At 55.2% G+C, this 18303-nt stretch carries 20 protein-coding genes; 10 read left to right on the forward strand and 10 right to left on the reverse strand.

Annotation, left to right across the window (positions count from 1 at the left end; translation table 11 throughout):
* Positions 1-163 precede the first annotated feature (163 nt).
* The 4 genes from cspE to mgrB form a co-directional block, all read right to left on the reverse strand.
* Positions 164-373 (reverse strand): transcription antiterminator/RNA stability regulator CspE, encoded by a 210-nt coding sequence (gene cspE / locus ABLU87_RS00285; RefSeq protein WP_001062678.1) that lies wholly within the window; start codon positions 371-373, stop codon positions 164-166.
* Positions 374-414: 41 nt separating this feature from the next.
* Positions 415-531, reverse strand: coding sequence for a DUF2627 domain-containing protein (locus ABLU87_RS00290; protein ID WP_004134862.1), 117 nt, complete (start codon positions 529-531; stop codon positions 415-417).
* 610 nt (positions 532-1141) lie between these two features.
* Positions 1142-1432 (reverse strand): YebO family protein, encoded by a 291-nt coding sequence (locus tag ABLU87_RS00295; protein WP_004103312.1) that lies wholly within the window; start codon positions 1430-1432, stop codon positions 1142-1144.
* 74 nt (positions 1433-1506) lie between these two features.
* Positions 1507-1650, reverse strand: coding sequence for a PhoP/PhoQ regulator MgrB (mgrB, locus tag ABLU87_RS00300; RefSeq protein WP_002911375.1), 144 nt, complete (start codon positions 1648-1650; stop codon positions 1507-1509).
* 159 nt (positions 1651-1809) lie between these two features.
* On the opposite strand from mgrB, the gene ABLU87_RS00305 reads away from it, so the two are divergent.
* Positions 1810-2049 (forward strand): YobH family protein, encoded by a 240-nt coding sequence (locus ABLU87_RS00305; protein WP_004122000.1) that lies wholly within the window; start codon positions 1810-1812, stop codon positions 2047-2049.
* A 44-nt stretch (positions 2050-2093) separates the two neighbouring features.
* On the opposite strand, the gene kdgR is transcribed toward ABLU87_RS00305, so the two are convergent.
* Positions 2094-2885 carry a DNA-binding transcriptional regulator KdgR gene (gene kdgR, locus ABLU87_RS00310; protein ID WP_004103314.1) on the reverse strand — a complete coding sequence of 264 codons (792 nt, stop codon included), beginning with the start codon at positions 2883-2885 and terminating at the stop codon, positions 2094-2096.
* Between the two features lie 177 nt (positions 2886-3062).
* Here kdgR and ABLU87_RS00315 point away from each other — a divergent pair, with 177 nt between their 5' ends.
* Positions 3063-4436, forward strand: a complete 1374-nt coding sequence (locus tag ABLU87_RS00315; protein ID WP_048261011.1) for an MFS transporter — start codon at positions 3063-3065, stop codon at positions 4434-4436.
* Positions 4437-4508: 72 nt separating this feature from the next.
* Here the strand turns inward: ABLU87_RS00315 and htpX are convergent, their stop codons facing one another.
* The 4 genes from htpX to ABLU87_RS00335 all read right to left on the reverse strand — a co-directional run bounded on the left by htpX (position 4509) and on the right by ABLU87_RS00335 (position 8973).
* Entirely contained in the window at positions 4509-5390 is an 882-nt protein-coding gene (gene htpX, locus ABLU87_RS00320) for a protease HtpX (protein ID WP_014229823.1), read from the reverse strand.
* A gap of 236 nt (positions 5391-5626) precedes the next feature.
* Complete coding sequence (prc, locus tag ABLU87_RS00325; RefSeq protein WP_047723566.1) at positions 5627-7675, reverse strand: carboxy terminal-processing peptidase; 2049 nt, start codon at positions 7673-7675, stop codon at positions 5627-5629.
* Positions 7676-7694: 19 nt separating this feature from the next.
* A complete protein-coding gene (proQ, locus tag ABLU87_RS00330) occupies positions 7695-8378 on the reverse strand; it encodes an RNA chaperone ProQ (protein ID WP_004852059.1) in 684 nt (227 codons plus the stop codon).
* 97 nt (positions 8379-8475) lie between these two features.
* Positions 8476-8973 carry a GAF domain-containing protein gene (locus ABLU87_RS00335; protein ID WP_025106141.1) on the reverse strand — a complete coding sequence of 166 codons (498 nt, stop codon included), beginning with the start codon at positions 8971-8973 and terminating at the stop codon, positions 8476-8478.
* 132 nt (positions 8974-9105) lie between these two features.
* Between ABLU87_RS00335 and yebS the strand changes: the two genes are divergently transcribed.
* The 5 genes from yebS (at position 9106) to ABLU87_RS00360 (ending at position 15147) form a co-directional block, all read left to right on the forward strand.
* Complete coding sequence (gene yebS, locus ABLU87_RS00340; protein WP_025106140.1) at positions 9106-10389, forward strand: membrane integrity lipid transport subunit YebS; 1284 nt, start codon at positions 9106-9108, stop codon at positions 10387-10389.
* Complete coding sequence (locus ABLU87_RS00345; RefSeq protein WP_122116773.1) at positions 10358-12991, forward strand: PqiB family protein; 2634 nt, start codon at positions 10358-10360, stop codon at positions 12989-12991. The genes yebS and ABLU87_RS00345 overlap by 32 nt, the downstream gene beginning before the upstream one ends.
* Before the next feature lie 78 nt (positions 12992-13069).
* Positions 13070-14503 (forward strand): 16S rRNA (cytosine(1407)-C(5))-methyltransferase RsmF, encoded by a 1434-nt coding sequence (gene rsmF, locus ABLU87_RS00350; protein ID WP_071957332.1) that lies wholly within the window; start codon positions 13070-13072, stop codon positions 14501-14503.
* Between the two features lie 115 nt (positions 14504-14618).
* Positions 14619-14858, forward strand: coding sequence for a YebV family protein (locus tag ABLU87_RS00355; protein ID WP_004852069.1), 240 nt, complete (start codon positions 14619-14621; stop codon positions 14856-14858).
* A 97-nt stretch (positions 14859-14955) separates the two neighbouring features.
* On the forward strand, positions 14956-15147 hold the full coding sequence (locus tag ABLU87_RS00360; RefSeq protein ID WP_004122014.1) for a YebW family protein: 192 nt from the start codon (positions 14956-14958) through the stop codon (positions 15145-15147).
* Here the strand turns inward: ABLU87_RS00360 and pphA are convergent.
* A complete protein-coding gene (gene pphA, locus ABLU87_RS00365; RefSeq protein WP_025106137.1) occupies positions 15144-15797 on the reverse strand; it encodes a protein-serine/threonine phosphatase in 654 nt (217 codons plus the stop codon). The two genes, ABLU87_RS00360 and pphA, sit on opposite strands and share 4 nt — an antisense overlap.
* Positions 15798-15961: 164 nt before the next feature.
* On the opposite strand from pphA, the gene ABLU87_RS00370 reads away from it, so the two are divergent.
* The 3 genes from ABLU87_RS00370 (at position 15962) to ABLU87_RS00380 (ending at position 18292) form a co-directional block, all read left to right on the forward strand.
* On the forward strand, positions 15962-16906 hold the full coding sequence (locus ABLU87_RS00370) for a VirK/YbjX family protein (protein ID WP_004852075.1): 945 nt from the start codon (positions 15962-15964) through the stop codon (positions 16904-16906).
* Positions 16907-17017: 111 nt separating this feature from the next.
* Entirely contained in the window at positions 17018-17161 is a 144-nt protein-coding gene (locus ABLU87_RS00375) for an Ecr family regulatory small membrane protein (RefSeq protein WP_009651986.1), read from the forward strand.
* A gap of 579 nt (positions 17162-17740) precedes the next feature.
* A complete protein-coding gene (locus ABLU87_RS00380; RefSeq protein ID WP_046878047.1) occupies positions 17741-18292 on the forward strand; it encodes a spore coat U domain-containing protein in 552 nt (183 codons plus the stop codon).
* Positions 18293-18303: the final 11 nt, after the last annotated feature.

The following is an 18303-nucleotide window of genomic DNA, read 5'->3' on the forward strand; positions in this document are numbered from 1 at the left end:
ACCTGATTTAACAGATATATACAAAACAGGTTGCTAAACAGTGCTAATAAGGATGTTGTTTTGCAACAAAGCGCAACAGAGGGAGGAAAAATGACATGATTTGCAATAAAGACTAAAAAGCCCCGCGGCTGCGAGGCTTTCTTACAAGATTCAGTGGTCTAAATCAGATAGCAGTTACGTTAACTGCAGCTGGACCTTTCTGGCCGTCCTGAATTTCGAACTCAACGTTCTGGCCTTCAGCCAGAGTTTTGAAGCCGTTACCCTGGATAGCGGAGAAGTGTACGAACACATCTTTGCTGCCATCAGCCGGAGTAATGAAGCCAAAACCTTTAGACTCGTTGAACCACTTAACTTGACCTTTAATCTTTGCCATTTGCAAAATTCCTTAGACTGTTTTCTTCGCCCGTGGGGCACTTACATAGATAAAACTGACACATGACTGCATGAGGCACTAATATAAGGTTCGGCAGAGAAGCGGTATTCAACGACAACGTGTTTACTCAGGACTTCTTTACTGAAAATGCCACACATAAACAGAACTGTACCTCGTTTAACCCGAAACGTGTTATCACATACTACGTAAATAATGGCAAGCCATTTTTAGACGGCTCTCGATCGCTCGCACAAATTATAAGGGAATCATTTGATCACCTGCACATTTATGCGACTTTGCTTCCTCTGGCTTATCCTTCTCCCTCCGCGCTGGCGCCGCTGAGACGGCCCCCTGCCTGGGAGTTTATCCGCCATTGCTCAATGACTTCAGCTTGCCGGGCCCCGCGTAGAGCCAAGCTGCCAATTTTAGGGGGAGTCAGAAAGCATTGCATAAAGATGCATTTAAAAGCTCATATCGATAGTTGAAAAATTGCTTTACAGGCCCATGGCATAATATCGAAGCGCGTTAATTGAAGTACTTAAAATATTGTCTATACTTCACCGCAATAATGAACGCCTGATGACAGTCAGGTCTTTCCTGTTCTTTTATTTGATGAATTAAACAAACTAATTAAAGAGAGCATAAACGCGCCGCCTCCGCTTGCCGGTGGGCAGGTTTACGTTCGGAAGAGAATTTATCGATAAGGATACGTTATACACCGGGGGAGATACAGGCGCACACCGTCACGATGTACACCTGACAATCAGATTAGCGCTCTGCGACCAGACGAATGAAGTCGTCGTCGCCTTTCCCCTTCTCGGCGATGGAAGGTTCTGCGGCACTCTCCTTCTCTGGCTCATTGGCCTCGCAGAGACGGCGCAGCAGCGCGTTTTGCCGCTTTTGCTGATCCAGCAGCGCCTGCAGCAGCGCTATCTGCTCATTAGCGCGCGAGCTGGCGCGATTAACAAAAAACCATAACAACAGGCCGACAAGCAACAGCACAACTGAAAGCGCCACGGATGCCAGGCTTACAATCCCAGGATTTAGTAACTCACTCATTTCACCACCTCAAAGAGAAGGCGTTTATTCTACCACCCGCGCGGCAGAAGAAAATCAGTCATATTAAAAATGTCTTACCAGGGAATAAATTTATTGATAGTGCAGATGCCGCTGAAGAACTGTACATCCTGATCGCACATTACGTTAAGCATCTGAGTCCATAGCAGTAAACAACCTGCGATGATGACTATCAGCAAAACCCAGCGTAATTTTTTCACTCCACACTCCGCATCAGTACCAGATGTCGCCAGGATAACATGACCTTCTTAAACCGCGGCTAACTGTAATACGAAAGGCAAGTTTAGGAATCATAGACTTGTTTCAAACGATGTTCATGCCAGAATGGACGCAAGGATAATACAAATAATGAGGCAACAATGCGATTGATCATTCGTACCATTGTGGTGCTGGCTATCTTGTGGATTGGCGTATTATTAAGCGGCTACGGCGTATTAATGGGCAGCAGTGAGAATGCCGGGGGGCTGGGATTGCAGTGTAAATATCTCACGGCTCGCGGCATCAGTACCGCACAATATGTTCATTCCAGCAGCGGTATTATCGGCATTACTGATTGCCCTATCCTGCGAAAAAGCGCCACGGTAGTCGATAACGGCTAGTCACGATCGGGCTACAGACGCTGTAGCCCGATTTACGCACAAGGTCAGAACGGATAATCGTTGTAGCCCATCTGTTCTGAAATTTTACGCGCCGCCGTGTGCAGCATCGCCACGTACTCGTTCAGGCGCTCTTCCGAGAAACGCAGCGTCGGGAAAGAGATACTCAGGCCCGCGATAACCACGCCGAAGCGGTCGAAAACCGGAACCCCGATGCAGCGCAGCCCCTCTTCCTGCTCTTCGTTATCTTCGCCATACCCCTGCTCGCGGACCTTATCGAGAACCGCCAGCAGCTCTTCGGTGCTGGTGATAGTACGGTCGGTGCTGCGTTTGTACTCCACCCCTTCCAGAATCTGCTCAACCTCGGCACGATCGCGCCAGGCCAGCAGCACTTTACCGATCGCGGTGCTGTACAGCGGGTTACGACGCCCGATGCGCGAATACATGCGCAAATTGTACATTGAGTCGATTTTGTGGATGTAAACAATACTGTCTTCATCCAGGGCGCCCAGGTGGACGGTCTCTTTCGTCAGGCGTGAAAGCTCGCGCATCTGAATATCAGCGCTGCGCACCAAATCAACGTTCTGCAAAGCCCGCGCGCCAAGTTCGAAGAGTTTCAGGGTCAGAGAATATTTCTCGGACTCACCTTCCTGAGCTACGTATCCCAGCGATTTCATGGTCTGCAAAAAGCGATAAACGGTGCTTTTTGACATCATGACGCGCTGGGACAGTTCGGTAATGCCAATTTCACGCTCTTCGCCAAGCGCCTGCAGAATGCCAAAAACCTTCAATACCGAAGAGACAGAATCTGGCTGTTTATCCAAATCTGCAACTGCCATTTATCACCTCATCGCAACTGTTTTATAAAAATTAGAACCGGTTTTTATTATAAATTCGCATCCCGTTACCCGCAATCGTTCTTCTGCCGATTCGTTACAAATCTGCGACATGCCGCTGAATAATCAATGCTAAAATTATTAACCAGTTAATAGTTCCCGATAAGATACAGACTTCACATGGATAAAAACATCTCCGATGGGCTGCCTTTACCGCAGCGTTACGGCGCCATTCTGACCATTGTATTAGGCCTGGCGATGGCGGTGCTGGACGGCGCTATCGCCAACGTCGCCCTGCCGACCATCGCCAGCGATTTAAACGCATCCCCGGCCTCTTCAATCTGGATAGTTAATGCCTACCAAATTGCTATCGTTATCGCGCTGCTGCCGCTCTCTTTCCTCGGCGATATGGTCGGCTACCGGCGTATTTATAAAATCGGCCTGGTGCTTTTTACCTTCACGTCACTGGCCTGCGCGCTCTCCAGAAGCCTGGAAATGCTGACCCTGGCGCGCGTGGCGCAGGGGCTCGGCGGCGCGGCGCTGATGAGCGTTAACACCGCGCTGATTCGCCTGATTTATCCTCAGCGCTTTCTCGGCCGCGGGATGGGGATCAACTCTTTCGTGGTGGCCGTCTCCTCCGCGGCGGGGCCGACCATCGCCGCCGCGATTCTCTCAATGGCTTCATGGCAATGGCTGTTTCTGATTAACGTTCCGCTGGGGATTATTTCACTGCTTCTCGCGATGCGCTATCTGCCTGCTAACACCGGCCGCAGCAAGGTCACCCGCTTCGACCTGCCGAGCGCCATCATGAATGCCCTCACTTTTGGCTTACTGATTACCGCCCTCGGCGGGTTCGCTCAGGGTCAGTCAGGCGCGCTGGTTGCGGCGGAGGTTATGGCCATGCTGGTCGTCGGGTTCTTTTTTGTCCGCCGCCAGCTCAAAATGCCGGTCCCCCTGCTGCCGGTTGACCTGCTGCGCATTCCGCTATTCTCTCTGTCAATTTGTACGTCGATATGCTCTTTTTGCGCCCAGATGCTGGCGATGGTTTCGCTGCCGTTCTTCCTGCAGTCAATGATGGGGCGTAGCGAGGTAGAAACCGGTCTGCTCCTGACGCCGTGGCCGCTGGCCACTATGGTCATGGCGCCGCTGGCGGGATATTTGATTGAGAAAGTTCACGCCGGGCTGCTGGGCGCGATGGGTCTAATCATCATGGCCTGCGGCCTGTTCGGCCTGGCTTTACTGCCCTCCGCGCCGTCGGACCTGGATATTATCTGGCGAATGGCGCTCTGCGGCGCGGGCTTTGGTCTGTTCCAGTCCCCCAACAATCACACCATCGTCTCGTCAGCGCCGGCTCATCGCAGCGGCGGCGCAAGCGGCATGCTGGGGACCGCGCGCCTGCTTGGACAGAGCACTGGCGCCGCGCTGGTGGCGCTGCTGTTTAACCTGCTGGGCAATAGCGGAACCCATACCGCGCTTCTGCTGGCCGGAACGTTTGCCGTCGTCGCGGCCGCCGTCAGCGGGCTACGCGTCACGCAGCCGCGCGTCAGGCTGTAACGCAAAAACCGGCATAAAAAAATCCGCAGCCCGAAGGTTGCGGATTTTTGTTTTCAGGGCCAGGCGCGACGGTTATTTCAAGTATTCGCCGCTACGCAGGGCTTCAATACGTTTATCCAGCGGCGGGTGAGTCATAAACAGCTCGCTCATGGATTTCGCTTTGCCGTTAATGCAGAACGCCATCATGCTGCTGGCCTCCTGCGGCTCATAGCTGGTTTTCAGACGCTGCAGCGCGGCGATCATTTTCTCACGCCCTACCAGCTTCGCTGAACCGGCGTCCGCATGGAACTCGCGGTAGCGGGAGAACCACATAGTGATGATGCTGGCCAGAATACCAAATACCAGCTCCAGCACCGTGGCGACCGCAAAGTAGATCAGCGGGTTGCCGTTGCTGCTTTCACCTTCATCGCGGTTGCCGCCGAGGAAGCCCGCCGCAATCTGCGCGATAACGCGCGAGATAAAGATAACGAAGGTGTTCACTACCCCCTGGATCAGCGTCATGGTGACCATATCACCGTTGGCGATGTGGCTAATCTCATGGGCGATAACCGCTTCCGCTTCATCACGGCTCATGTTCTGCAGCAGCCCGGTACTGACCGCCACCAGCGACGCATCGCGGCGCGCGCCGGTCGCGAAGGCGTTAATATCCGGCGCATGGTAGATAGCGACCTGCGGCATAGCGATACCCGCCTGGCGCGCCTGCTGCGCGACGGTATTCATCAGCCAGCGCTCGGTTTCGTTACGCGGCTGCTCAATGACTTCCCCACCCACCGATTTCAGCGCCATCCATTTCGACATCAGCAGCGAAACGATTGAGCCGCCGAAACCAAACAACAGGGCCATGATCAGCAGCCCGGTCATGCTGCTTGACTGAATTCCCGTCAGGCTCAGCACCAGCCCGAACACCACCATCACTGCCAGGTTGGTCAGCAGGAAAAGCGCGATTCGCATCATAATTTTCTTTTAACCTCGATTTAACAAAACGCACTATGCGATTACCCACATGGTATGGGTAGAACACCAATTTTCAACCATCAGGCCCCGCTAAGTCACGATAAAGACACAACTTTACATTTTGTAGCATATTGCTGACGCTGGGCAAAAGCGTTGACATTTTGTTGAAATCAGGCAATGAACGTTGGGAAAGGCGAGAAAGAAAACGGGCACAACTTAGTGTGCCCGTTGGGGGATTATTTACTGGCCGGAGGCTCGACCGCTGGCCGATCCTTTTCCTCATGGGCCAGGTCGAGCGCAATATGAACCGTTTCATCAAGATACGGGTCAGGCTCCTGGTAATCCTTCGGCAGATCTTCCAGTTTTTTCAGTAGCGGCTTGCCTTCGCGTTTCAGGCGATCGTTAACGCGGGCCAGACGAATTGCATCATCTTCTTCATTCTCCTTTTCACGCTGCGCGTAATTCAGGGAGACGATGTTGCGTTTGTCTTTCATCGCGTTATAGCGAGCAATGTCCTTCATGATGTACTGGAACTCAGGATCCTTGGCGATACGCGCATCGTGGCGCTTCAGCAGCTCGGCTCCGAACGGCGTCAGGTCACCATACTTCACGAAGGTTGCCGCATTGACGCTATCCCACGGCAGCGCGTTATCTTCATACTGCTCGCCGGTTTCACGCTCTTCGGTTCCGGTCGGCATCATGATGTCCGGCGTCACACCCTTGCGCTGAGTACTCCCGCCGTTAATACGGTAGAATTTCTGGATGGTGTACTGTACGGACCCCAGCGCCGGCCAGTCAGGGCGCAGCATCTGATCGTAAATGCGGTTCAGCGAACGATACTGCTGGACGGTCCCCTTGCCAAAGGTCGGCTCACCGACGATCAGCGCGCGGCCATAGTCCTGCATCGCGGCGGCGAAAATTTCAGAAGCCGAGGCGCTGAAACGGTCGACCAGCACCACCAGCGGGCCTTTGTAGTACACCACGCCGTCGGTATCGCTGTCTTCACGCACCTTACCGTTATTATCGCGAACCTGGACAACCGGGCCGGATGGAATAAACAGGCCAGAAAGCGAAACCGCTTCGGTCAGCGCCCCGCCGCCGTTGCTGCGCAGATCGATAACGATGCTGCTAACGTTCTGTTTCTCCAGTTTCTGCAGCTGAACCTTGACGTCGTCCGTCAGGCCAACATAGAAACCCGGAATATCCAGCACGCCAACCTTCTCTTTGCCGACGGTTTTGACTGACATCTTAACCGCGCGGTCTTCAAGACGAATGCGTTCGCGCGTAAGGGTCACAATCCGCGTTTTCGCGCCTTTACCCGCCGGGAGAATTTCCAGACGAACCTTGCTGCCCTTGGGACCTTTGATCAGCGCCACGACATCATCAAGACGCCAGCCGATGACATCAACCATGCCTTTACCCGGCTGGCCAACGCCAACGATACGGTCGCCCACGCTGATGGATTTACTCTTCGCCGCAGGACCACCGGCCACAAGTGAGTTGATCACCGTGTAGTCGTCATCCATCTGCAGTACCGCGCCGATACCTTCGAGAGACAGGCTCATTTCGGTGTTGAACTGTTCGGTATTGCGCGGAGAGAGATAGTTCGTATGCGGGTCGATTTCACGCGCAAAGGCGGTCATCGCCAGCGAGAAAACGTCTTCGCTATTGGTTTGCGCCAGACGGCGAATGGCAAACTTGTAGCGACGGGTTAGGGTCTCGCGAATCTCTTTATCATCTTTGCCAGCCAGCTTGAGGCTGAGCTGATCAAACTTCACCTTGGCATCCCACAGCGCATTCAGCTCGGCCTCATCTTTCGGCCAGGGAGACTTGCTGCGGTCAAGGTTGAAGTTGTCATTGCCGGTAAAGTCCATCGGACGTTCCAGCACTTTCAATGCATATTGATAACGCTCAAATCGACGCTTCTGCGCCAGGTTATACAGGTCGTAAAAAACGTCCAGCTTCCCGCTGCGCAGCTCATCGCCGATTTGATTCTTTTTCGCGGCAAACTGGGCCACGTCGCTGGCTAACAGCACGTTATGGCTGTAGTCGAGCAGGTTCAGGTAGCGATCGAAAATTTTTGCCGAAAAGGCATTATCAAGATCGAACTGCCGGTAGTGAGAGCGGGTAAAGCGCGATGTGACGCGCTCGCTCACCGTCGCGTGCTGCGGCTCTTCTTTCAGCACGGGGATTTGATCGATCCGGGTGATATCGTCCACGGCGAACGACTGGCCTGCGATTACCAGCAGGCCCGCCAACGCGGTGAGCTTAAAGAATTTGTTCATGCCTGGCCCGGCCTCCGTTTCAGAACACCAGGTGTTCTGCGCGTACAATCATTGACATACCAGAAGTCAGCTGTACACGAACGCCATCTTTGGTGATTTCCAGGACGGTGGCGTCCATTGCATTATTGCCTGCTTTCACCTTCAGTGCCTGGCCAACGGTCAATACAGACACATCTGATACAGGGGTATGACGCTCTTCGCGCGGCGCTTTGGCTGCTGCTGCCGGGCGAGGTTTACGCTGCTCAGCGCCGTCTTTACGACGCGCCTGAGGCTGAGGACGCGGTTTACGCTCGCGACGTGCCCCCTCTTCCGGCTGGCCTGCTGCGGCAGCGGCTTCGCGTTTTTTGGCCTGCTGCGCTTCGCGCTGCGCCTGGACGCGGGCTTTTGCTTCTTCAAGCTGCTGACGGGCATGAGCGACGTGCTGCTCTTCCAGTTCGCCGCACGGGTTGCCGTCAAGGTCAACGCGGACTGCGCCAGGCTTAACGCCGTACAGGTAGCGCCAGCTCGAAGTATAAAGACGCAAAGCAGCGCGAAGTTGGGTTTTGCTGAGATTCATCTCTCCGCCAACGCGCTCAACGAGATCCTGAAAAATACCGACTTTCAGGGGGCGAGCTTCGCCTTCAGCGCTAAAACACTGAGGGAAACGTTCGGCCAGAAACGCAATGACTTCTTTACTGCTATTCAACTTAGGTTGATTTTCCATGAAATTTCCTGATTACAACGGACGTAGCCAACAAGCCGCAGGCATGAACAGGCGTCATTATAATGACGTCATCGGTAAATGCTACGTTATCCGTTGATTATCCTGCGACGCGGGTGAATATTTTTTGATAATCAGTCGCAGAAATGAGTTTTTCCAGATGCGCGACCAGTTCTGCCAGTCCCTGCTCATCTTCAGCGGTGAAGCGGGAATGCGCCGTGCTATCGATATCCAGGACGCCGATAGTTTGATTGTTCACCCGTAACGGGAAGACAATTTCCGAATTACTGGCGGCGTCACAGGCGATGTGCCCATCAAACGCGTGAACATCCTCTACCCGCTGCACGCAATTCTGCGCGACGGCAGTCCCGCATACGCCGCGTCCGACCGGAATCCGCACGCAGGCCAGCTTGCCCTGGAACGGGCCAAGCACCAGCGTGTCACCTTCCAGAAGATAGAAACCGGCCCAGTTCACGTCGGTCAGCCGCTCGAACAGCAGCGCGCTGGTATTTGAAATCATCGCCAGAAAACTGGTTTCGCCTGCCATTAACGCCTGAAAATCGCGGTTCAAATCCGCGTAGAATTCTGATTTGTTCATTATTTGGTCGCTTAGTTGTCTTACTACCTTACACTTACAGCCTAATAAAATAAGCTTTAAATGCATTCATGCTCAAGATGAATTCATTCCTGAGTTAAGATAGAGAGATACACTCATTTCTGTAAGCTATAAATGCCACTAAAAACACCCAGGATTACGCCAGCAAAAAAAATGGTCGTCTACTCGGTCAGCGCCCCCGTTGAGCACGCTCACTATCAGCGCTGTCCGCAGTGCGACCTGCTGTTTCGTTTACCGGTCCTAAAAAAGAATCAAAGCGCCTGGTGTCCCCGCTGCAACGCCAAAGTGCGCGATGGCCGCGACTGGTCGCTTACCCGGCTGGGCAGCATGGCAATCGCGATGCTGCTGCTGATGCCTTTTGCCTGGAGCGAACCGCTGCTGCGTTTGCATCTGCTGGGCGTGCGTATCGACGCTAACGTCCTTCAGGGCATCTGGCAAATGACCGGCCAGGGCGATCCGCTCACGGCGGCGATGGTGCTATTTTGCGCGGTCGTGGCGCCGGTGCTGCTGGTGGTCTCAATCGCCTATCTGTGGCTGGGCAACGTGCTGGGCATGAATCTGCGCCCGATACTGCTGATGCTGGAGCGGCTCAAAGAGTGGGTGATGCTGGATATTTACCTGGTCGGCATCGGCGTCGCCTCCATTAAGGTGCAGGATTACGCCTTCCTGCAGCCGGGCATCGGGCTTATCGCCTATATCTCCCTCACCCTGCTCAGTATCCTGACGCTTATCCATATGAACGTTGAGGAGCTCTGGGAGCGTTTTTACCCCCAGCGCCCGGCGCTGCGGCCGGATGAAAACCTGCAGGTTTGCCTCGGCTGCCATTATACCGGCCATCGCGATTCGCGCGGCCGCTGCCGTCGCTGCCACACTCCCCTGCGCCACAGACGCCGCCAGAGCCTGCAAAAGAGCTGGGCTGCGCTGATTGCGTCAATGGTTTTCCTGCTGCCTGCCAACCTGCTGCCGATCTCGATTATCTACGTCAACGGCGCGCGTCAGGATGACACCATCCTTTCCGGCATTATGTCGCTGGCCAGCAGCAACGTCGCTATCGCCGGCGTCGTGTTCATCGCCAGTATTCTGGTCCCATTCACCAAAGTAATTGTATTGTTTACGCTGCTGGTCAGCATACAATTCAAGTGTGAACAGGGATTACGTACCCGCATCCTGCTACTGCGGCTGATTACCTGGATCGGCCGCTGGTCTATGTTGGATCTTTTTGTCATCGCATTAACCATGTCGCTGATCAACCGCGATCAGCTCCTCGCGTTTACGATGGGGCCCGCCGCGGTCTATTTTGGCGCCGCGGTAATATTAACTATCCTTGCTGTTGAATGGCTGGACAGCCGCTTACTTTGGGACGCACATGAGTCAGGAAACGCCCGCTTCGCCGACTGAAGCCAAAATTAAAACTAAACGCCGTATCTCGCCATTTTGGCTGCTGCCGGTCATCGCGCTGCTGATTGCCGGCTGGCTGATATGGACCAGCTACCAGGATCGCGGTACGACGATCGTTATCGACTTCCAGTCCGCTAACGGTATCGTTCCTGGCCGCACGCCTATCCGCTATCAGGGGGTAGAAGTCGGTACGGTGGAGAACATCTCGCTGAGTAAAGATCTGAGCAAAATTGAGGTTTCCGCCAGCGTCAAGGGCGATATGAAAGATGCGCTGCGCAAGGAGACGCAGTTCTGGCTGGTGACGCCGAAAGCCTCGCTTGCTGGCGTGTCCGGCCTGGATGCGCTGGTGGGCGGTAACTATATCGGCATGATGCCCGGCCAGGGCGAGCCCGAGGATCACTTTGTCGCCCTCGATACCCAGCCGAAGTACCACATCAATAACGGCGAGCTGATGATTCATCTCAAGTCAGCGGATTTGGGTTCGTTAACCAGCGGCTCGCTGGTCTACTTCCGTAAGATTCCGGTCGGCCGGGTATATGACTACGCCATTAATCCGAACAATCAGGGCGTCACCATTGATGTGCTGATCGAGCGGCGTTTCACTAACCTGGTGAAAAAAGAGAGCCGTTTCTGGAACGTATCCGGCGTGAAGGCGGACGTCAGCCTGAGCGGAGCGAAAGTCCAGCTGGACAGCCTCTCGGCGCTGGTGAACGGCGCTATCGCCTTTGATTCCCCGGATGATTCTCCACAGGCTCAGCAAAACACGGACTATCACTTATACGAAGACCTGGCGCACAGCCAGCGCGGCGTGGTGGTTAAACTGGATCTCCCGGATGGCGCAGGCTTAAAAGCGGGCTCTACGCCGCTGATGTACCAGGGCCTGGAGGTCGGCCAGCTCAGTAAGCTGAATCTCAATGGCGACGGGAAAGTGACCGGCGAAATGACCGTCGACCCGAGCGTCGTCAGCCTGCTGCGCGAGAAGACGCTTATTCAGATGAAGAAGCCAAAAATCTCGCTGGATAACCCCAACGTCAGCGCCCTGCTGACCGGCACCACCTTCGAGCTGGTCCCCGGCGAGGGTGAACCCCGCAACCAGTTTGCGGTGCTGCCTGCCGATAAATCCATTCTGGAAGAGCCGGATGTCGCGACCGTCACGCTCACCGCGCCGGAAAGCTACGGCATCGACGCCGGGCAGCCGCTGATTCTGCACGGCGTGCAGATTGGCCAGGTTCTGGAACGCAAGCTGAACGCCGATGGCGTCACGTTCCAGGTGGCGGTGATGCCGGAGTACCGTTCTCTGGTACGCGGCGATAGCAAATTCGTGGTCAACAGCCGCATCGACGTTAAAGTCGGCATCGATGGCGTGGAGTTCCTCGGGGCCAGCGCCAGCGAATGGGTCAGCGGCGGGATCCGCGTTATCCCGGGCGACAAAGGGGCGATGCAAAGCCGCTATCCGTTGTACGCGAACCAGGAAAAGGCGCTGGAAAACAGTATGAGCGATCTGCCGACCACCACGCTTACGCTCTCAGCCGAGACGCTGCCGGACGTGCAGGCAGGCTCCGTGGTGCTGTACCGTAAATTTGCGGTCGGGGAAATCATCACCGTGCAGCCGCGCAAGAACGCCTTTGAGATCAATATCCATATCAAGCCGGAATATCGCCATCTGCTGACCAGCAACAGCGTGTTCTGGGCCGAAGGCGGCGCGAAAGTGCAGCTTAACGGCAGCGGCCTGACGGTACAGGCATCCCCCCTCTCCCGCGCGCTGAAGGGCGCGATTAGCTTTGATAATCTCAGCGGCGCCAGCGCCAGCGCGCGGATCGATAACAAACGCGTGCTGTATGCGTCAGAAACCGCCGCCCGCGCGGTGGGTGGGCAGATAACCCTGCACGCCTTCGACGCCGGTAAAATCGCCGAAGGGATGCCAATTCGCTACCTGGGGATTGATATTGGCCAGATCCAGTCGCTGAATTTAATTACCGCGAAAAACGAAGTGCAGGCGAAAGCGGTTCTCTACCCGGAATACGTCAATACTTTTGCCCGCGCCGGGACGCGTTTCTCGGTGATTACGCCGCAGATATCCGCGGCGGGCGTCGAACATCTGGATACCCTTTTCCAGGCCTATATCAACGTCGAGCCGGGACGCGGTGCGCCGCGCCGTGATTTCGAAATACAGGAAACCACGATCAGCGATTCACGTTATATCGACGGCCTGAGCATTATCGTCGAAGTACCGGAAGCGGGTTCGCTGGGTATCGGCACGCCGGTGCTGTTCCGCGGGCTCGAAGTCGGCACGGTGACCGGTCTGATGCTCGGTTCGATGTCGGATCGCGTGATGGTACAGCTGCGTATCAGCAAGCGTTATCAGTATCTGGTGCGCAACAACTCGGTATTCTGGCTGGCTTCCGGCTATAGCCTCGACTTTGGCCTGATTGGCGGGGTGGTGAAAACCGGTACCTTTAATCAGTTCATTCGCGGCGGCATCGCGTTTGCGACGCCTCCGGGTACGCCGCTGGCGCCGAAAGCGCAGGATGGCAAACACTTCCTGCTGCTGGAGAGCGAACCGAAAGAGTGGCGCGAATGGGGCACCGCCCTGCCGCGCTAAGCATAACAGGCTCCGGTGTCCGCCGCCGGAGCCTTTATGGTAAACTACGCCCCCTTTTTTCGTTGTGGTGCGCTCCCCGTGGCTCAAAACGCTGTCTATCTTCCTGAAGAATTCCTCGCTCAAATGCGTGCGGCAATGCCGACGCATCTCTCTTTTGACGACTTTATCGCCGCCTGCCAGCGCCCGCTGCGGCGAAGCATTCGCGTCAATACGCTGAAAATCACGGTGGCTGATTTTTTGCAGCTGGTCGCCCCCTACCGCTGGCAGCTCACGCCGGTTCCGTGGTGCGAAGAGGGTTTCTGGATCGAGCGTGAAGATGAAGACGACCTGCCGCTGGGCAGCACGGCCGAGCACCTTAGCGGGCTGTTTTACATTCAGGAAGCCAGCTCCATGCTGCCGGTCGCCGCGCTGTTTGCCGACGGCCAGATGCCGAAGCGGGTGATGGACGTCGCCGCCGCGCCGGGTTCTAAAACCACGCAAATCGCCGCCCGCATGGGTAATGAAGGCGGCATTCTGGCCAATGAATATTCCGCCAGCCGGGTTAAAGTCCTGCACGCCAACATCAGCCGCTGTGGAATCAGCAACGTGGCGCTGACCCATTTCGATGGTCGGGTATTCGGCGCCGCGCTGCCGGAATGCTTTGACGCGATCCTGCTCGACGCCCCCTGCTCCGGCGAAGGGGTAGTACGTAAAGATCCCGATGCGCTGAAAAACTGGTCGCCGGAAAGCAACGCGGAAATTGCGGTGACCCAGCACGAGCTGATTGACAGCGCGTTTCACGCCCTTCGCCCCGGCGGGACGCTGGTTTACTCCACCTGTACCCTGAACCGGCAAGAAAACGAAGAGGTGGTCAACGGGCTGCTGGCGCGCTATCCGCAGGCGGTAGAAGTCTTGCCGCTCGGCTCACTGTTCCCGCAGGCCAGCGAAGCCCTCACCGAGGAGGGCTTCCTGCACGTCTTCCCGCAAATTTTTGACTGCGAAGGGTTCTTCGTCGCCCGTTTACGTAAAACCGCGGCCATCGATCCGCTCCCGGCGCCGGGTTATAAAGTGGGGAAATTCCCCTTCACGCCGCTTAAAACCCGCGAATCCGCCGCCGTAATTGCCGCCGCCGCCGCCGTCGGTTTGCAGTGGACCGCCGACCATACGCTCTGGCAGCGCGATAAAGAAATCTGGTTATTCCCACAGGCGCTCGAAGCGTTATTCGGCAAAGTGCGCTTTTCCCGCATCGGCATCCGGCTCGCCGAAACCCATAACAAAGGCTACCGCTGGCAGCACGAAGCGGTGATTGCGCTTGCCGCGCCGGCCGCTCCCCTGGCGCTGACGGAGGCCGAAGCGGAAGAGTGGTATCGCGGTCGCGATATCTATCCTGAAACGCTCCCGCAGAAGGATGATGCGATTGTCACCTATCAGGGCGCGCCGATCGGGCTGGCGAAAAAAGTCGGGTCGCGTTTAAAAAATAGCTATCCCCGCGAACTGGTGCGTGACGGTAAGCTTTTTAGCAAAAAAGCGTGATGGCGCGTCGAAAAACAGCATTTTTTCACTGGCGCTTTACGCCCGTTTGTCTACGCTGAAAAATGGCGGCCTTAACTGGTCGTACCACAACTCAGCAGACAAACGGGGTGAATTTATGGCCAAAACTAACGTACGTATCGGCGCGTTTGAGATAGACGACGCCGAACTGCACGGCGAACAGCAGGGAGAGCGAACGTTAAGCATCCCCTGCAAATCCGATCCGGATTTATGCATGCAGCTTGATGCATGGGACGCGGATACCAGCGTACCCGCCATACTTGATGGTGAACATTCCGTCCTCTACCGTAAGCACTACGATCGCCAGTCCGATGCCTGGGTCATGCGCCTCGCCTGACTCAATTGAACCCGTCGCCTGAGACGGGTTATTTATTTCCCCGCTTCTCCGTCATCTCCTACACTTAACGCTATGTTTTTCAGGATATGAGGCTCGGATGTTTGCCTTAGTGCTGTTTATTTGTTACCTGGACGGCGGCTGTGAAGATATCGTTGTCGATGTTTACGATAACGAGCGGCAGTGCACAACGGCCATGGACGATCAGCGGATACGCCACGGCGGCTGCTTTCCGGTAGAAGATTTTATCGATAGTTTCTGGCTTCCCGCCCGAGAATACAGCGATTTTTAGCCTGCCAGCTGTAGCGCCACCAGGGTTAGCTCTCCACCAAACACGGCCCCCGTATCGATATAGTGCTGGTTATCGCTGTCGTAGCGTCGTTTCAGCGGCGTATGGCCGAACCAGAAATGGTCAGCGCCGGCAATCGCGCCGTGACGCCCGGCGAGGTGGTCGGTAAGACGCTGCCGACGCCACAGCACCTGGTGCTCATCAACAACGCGCTGCCAGCGATAAACCGCGGCGGGGTAATCAGCGTGGGCAATCACGTGCACCTGCTCACCGCTGTGGAGTTCAATAATCAGCGGCAGTCGGCGGCAGCGGGCAATAAGCGCCGTAAGGCGTTGCTTTTGGCTCGCCGCACGCTGCGTATACCAGTCGCCTCCGTTCATCTCCCAGAGCCTCATATCGCCGTCGGCAAGCGCCTCCAGCGCCATCTGTTCATGGTTTCCACGCACCGCGTAAACCCAGCGATAGCGCAGTAAATCCAGACACTCCGCGCTTTGTGGCCCACGATCGATCAGATCGCCCACCGAAAGAAGCAGATCCTGGTAAGGGTCAAACTTGCGCTCACGAAGGGCCGCCATCAGGCGTGCGAAACAGCCGTGCAGGTCGCCCACCAGCCAGATATTACGCCAGTCGCAACCGTAAATACGCTGATACATATTTCGTCCTCCTCGCATAATTATAGGAAAACCCTGCGGCTTCACCGCCCGTAAATTGGCACCTCAATCGATTTTAAACGAAAGCCAAATATAGTCCGGCCGGGCATTAAGCTCCCCACGATATATCCATAGAATAGAGGCTAAATAACACCGAGGTATTCATCGTGACGGATAACAGCCTGCATTCAGCCAGCGTAGTTGAGCGACGCCCAAATCTCATTGCCGATCTGGTGATGGGCCGGATCACACCCGCCCCCATCTGGCAACAACGTCATTACCGGCTTAAGTTTTTACTGCGCACGGCATTATTTTATGCGCCAACGCGCAGCATGCTGGAGAGCCTGTCGGCGCGTGCGGATTTCAATCAGCTGCTCGCCGCTCAGGTGACGCTGCCGGGCAAAGTCCATCGCCAGTATTTAACCCGCGGGTTAAACGCCAGCCAGCGCGCTCAGGCCATTATCAGCCACTATCAGTTCGTTGATTCCCTGGGCGCCTCGCGCCTCGCCGGGGCCATGACCGCCGCGAAAGATGTGCCGCTGCTTGAGCTGACAGGCAAAGACGACAGCCGGTTTACGCTCTCCGCCTCCTCGGCGGGCAAAGCCGAACGCGAGGGCGAAACGACGCTGTGGCTGCGCGATAGCGATGAGATTGTGCTTGCCAGCGCGACCTTTAGCGTCACCCGCCAGCAGGAGCAATGGCAGTTGACTATCGGCGGCCTGCAGGGGCCGCGCAGCACCGTTCCGCACGAAGTGATTAAACGGGCGACCCGCGCCTGTTACGGCCTGTTCCCGAAACGCCTGCTGATGGAATTTATCTGGTTAATGGCGGCGCGTTGCAACATTCATCACATTTACGGGGTCAGCGACAGCGGCCACGTCTTCCGCGCGCTGCGCTATCGGCTGAGTAAAGGGCGCCATTTTCACGCCAGCTATAACGAGTTCTGGCACTCTATCGATGGGGTCGCCGACGGCGCCTGGCGCTGGCGCCTGCCGCTGCAGCTGGAAAGAAAGACGCTTGAGAGCATCGCCAGTAAGAAACGCGCCGAATATCGTCGCCGCTTCCAGCTGCTGGATGATATGGCCGCTCAGATGGCGATACTCATGGATTAGCTCTCCCGCCGCTTCGCCAACGCCGTTTAGCACAACGGCGTTTGCATCTTCAACGGCGCTTTAGTTACTATCATAACTTCGTTGTACTCCTTGCGGACGGCTAGTGAAGTTATGAGCAAAACAGAATTACTCCTGCTGGCTATCCTGTTGATTATTTTGACCGCTGCTCTGTGGTTTATTTTTAGCGGACAAATATGGTTTCTGGTGAGCTTTCTGGAAACATGGCTGTACCCCTCTTTTGTGGCGCCAGAATAAATCGTTGCCCATTATTTTCACGCCCTCGTTCGCCCCCTTCGCCTCCCTGACAATAACCCATAGCGCGGTCAGAAGAATAACCGCCAAAAAAGTGAAAAACCGTCTCTTATCTATTATTTCATTTGTCATACAAATGTGTATACTGGGTCACTTCCGATGTTGGCCCGTAAAGTTCACCTGCACTATGGGCCTGATTTTGTGCAGGTGTTTTCTCCTCGCCCTTGCTCAACGGCGCCTCCAGTGTCTATACCCGCCTTTTTGTCCAGATTTTTTGTTGCAAACTTTGCGCCAGATTGTGATTTAAGAAAAAATCGCCCTATTTTCACGCCCCTTCAAAACACAATTAAAAAACATAACACCAACAATTAATTAACAAAAAGAGTTTGCATCCACATAAAAGGCATAAATACAGAACAACAATCCAATAAAAAACACATAACCAGCCATAAATACAAAATTACACATATCTTGCAGGAGTAGTTATACGTTAACCAACAAAACCGCGGCACTTAATCGGTGACCAACGTCTATCGCTACATTGTTGTTTTTCTTCAGCGGCTTTCCACTAAGAGGTTCTCTATGAACGTCACAACGATCTCGCGCAGTCTCCTGGGCGGCTTACTGAGCGCCATAGTTATTCTTCAACCGGCTTCTGCAGCGGGAACCTTAAGCGGCCAGATTGGCGTCCAGGTGACGCTCGGCAGCGGATGCAGCGTATCGAATGTCCGCAATGGCGAAAACAACCGCTGGGGCAACATTAATTTCGGCTCCTATGGCGATTTAGCCAACTCCATTGATGCGGAGATCACCGGCAGCGGCGGCGGAAGCGCCCTAACCGTGACCTGCACCGAGGATCTTGCCTCGACCCTGACGCTTGACGGCGGCCAGTCTGGCGATGCTGCGCTGCGCTATATGAAAAACGCCGGTGGCACCCAGCAGATTGCCTATCGGCTCTATTCGGATGCCGCCCGCAATAACGAAATCCTGCCTGGCGGCACGATACCTATCGTTGGCACAGGGAATCCACAGGCGATTCCTGTTTTTGCCCGCATTCGCCCCGAAGACCAGAGCGTCAACGCGCCGACAGCCGATGTGTATGACGACATTGTCACCGCGACCTTAGCCTGGTAACCGCATAAGGA

The organism is Klebsiella sp. CB_Kp196, from assembly GCF_040061575.1.
GTDB classification, from domain to species: domain Bacteria; phylum Pseudomonadota; class Gammaproteobacteria; order Enterobacterales; family Enterobacteriaceae; genus Klebsiella; species Klebsiella michiganensis.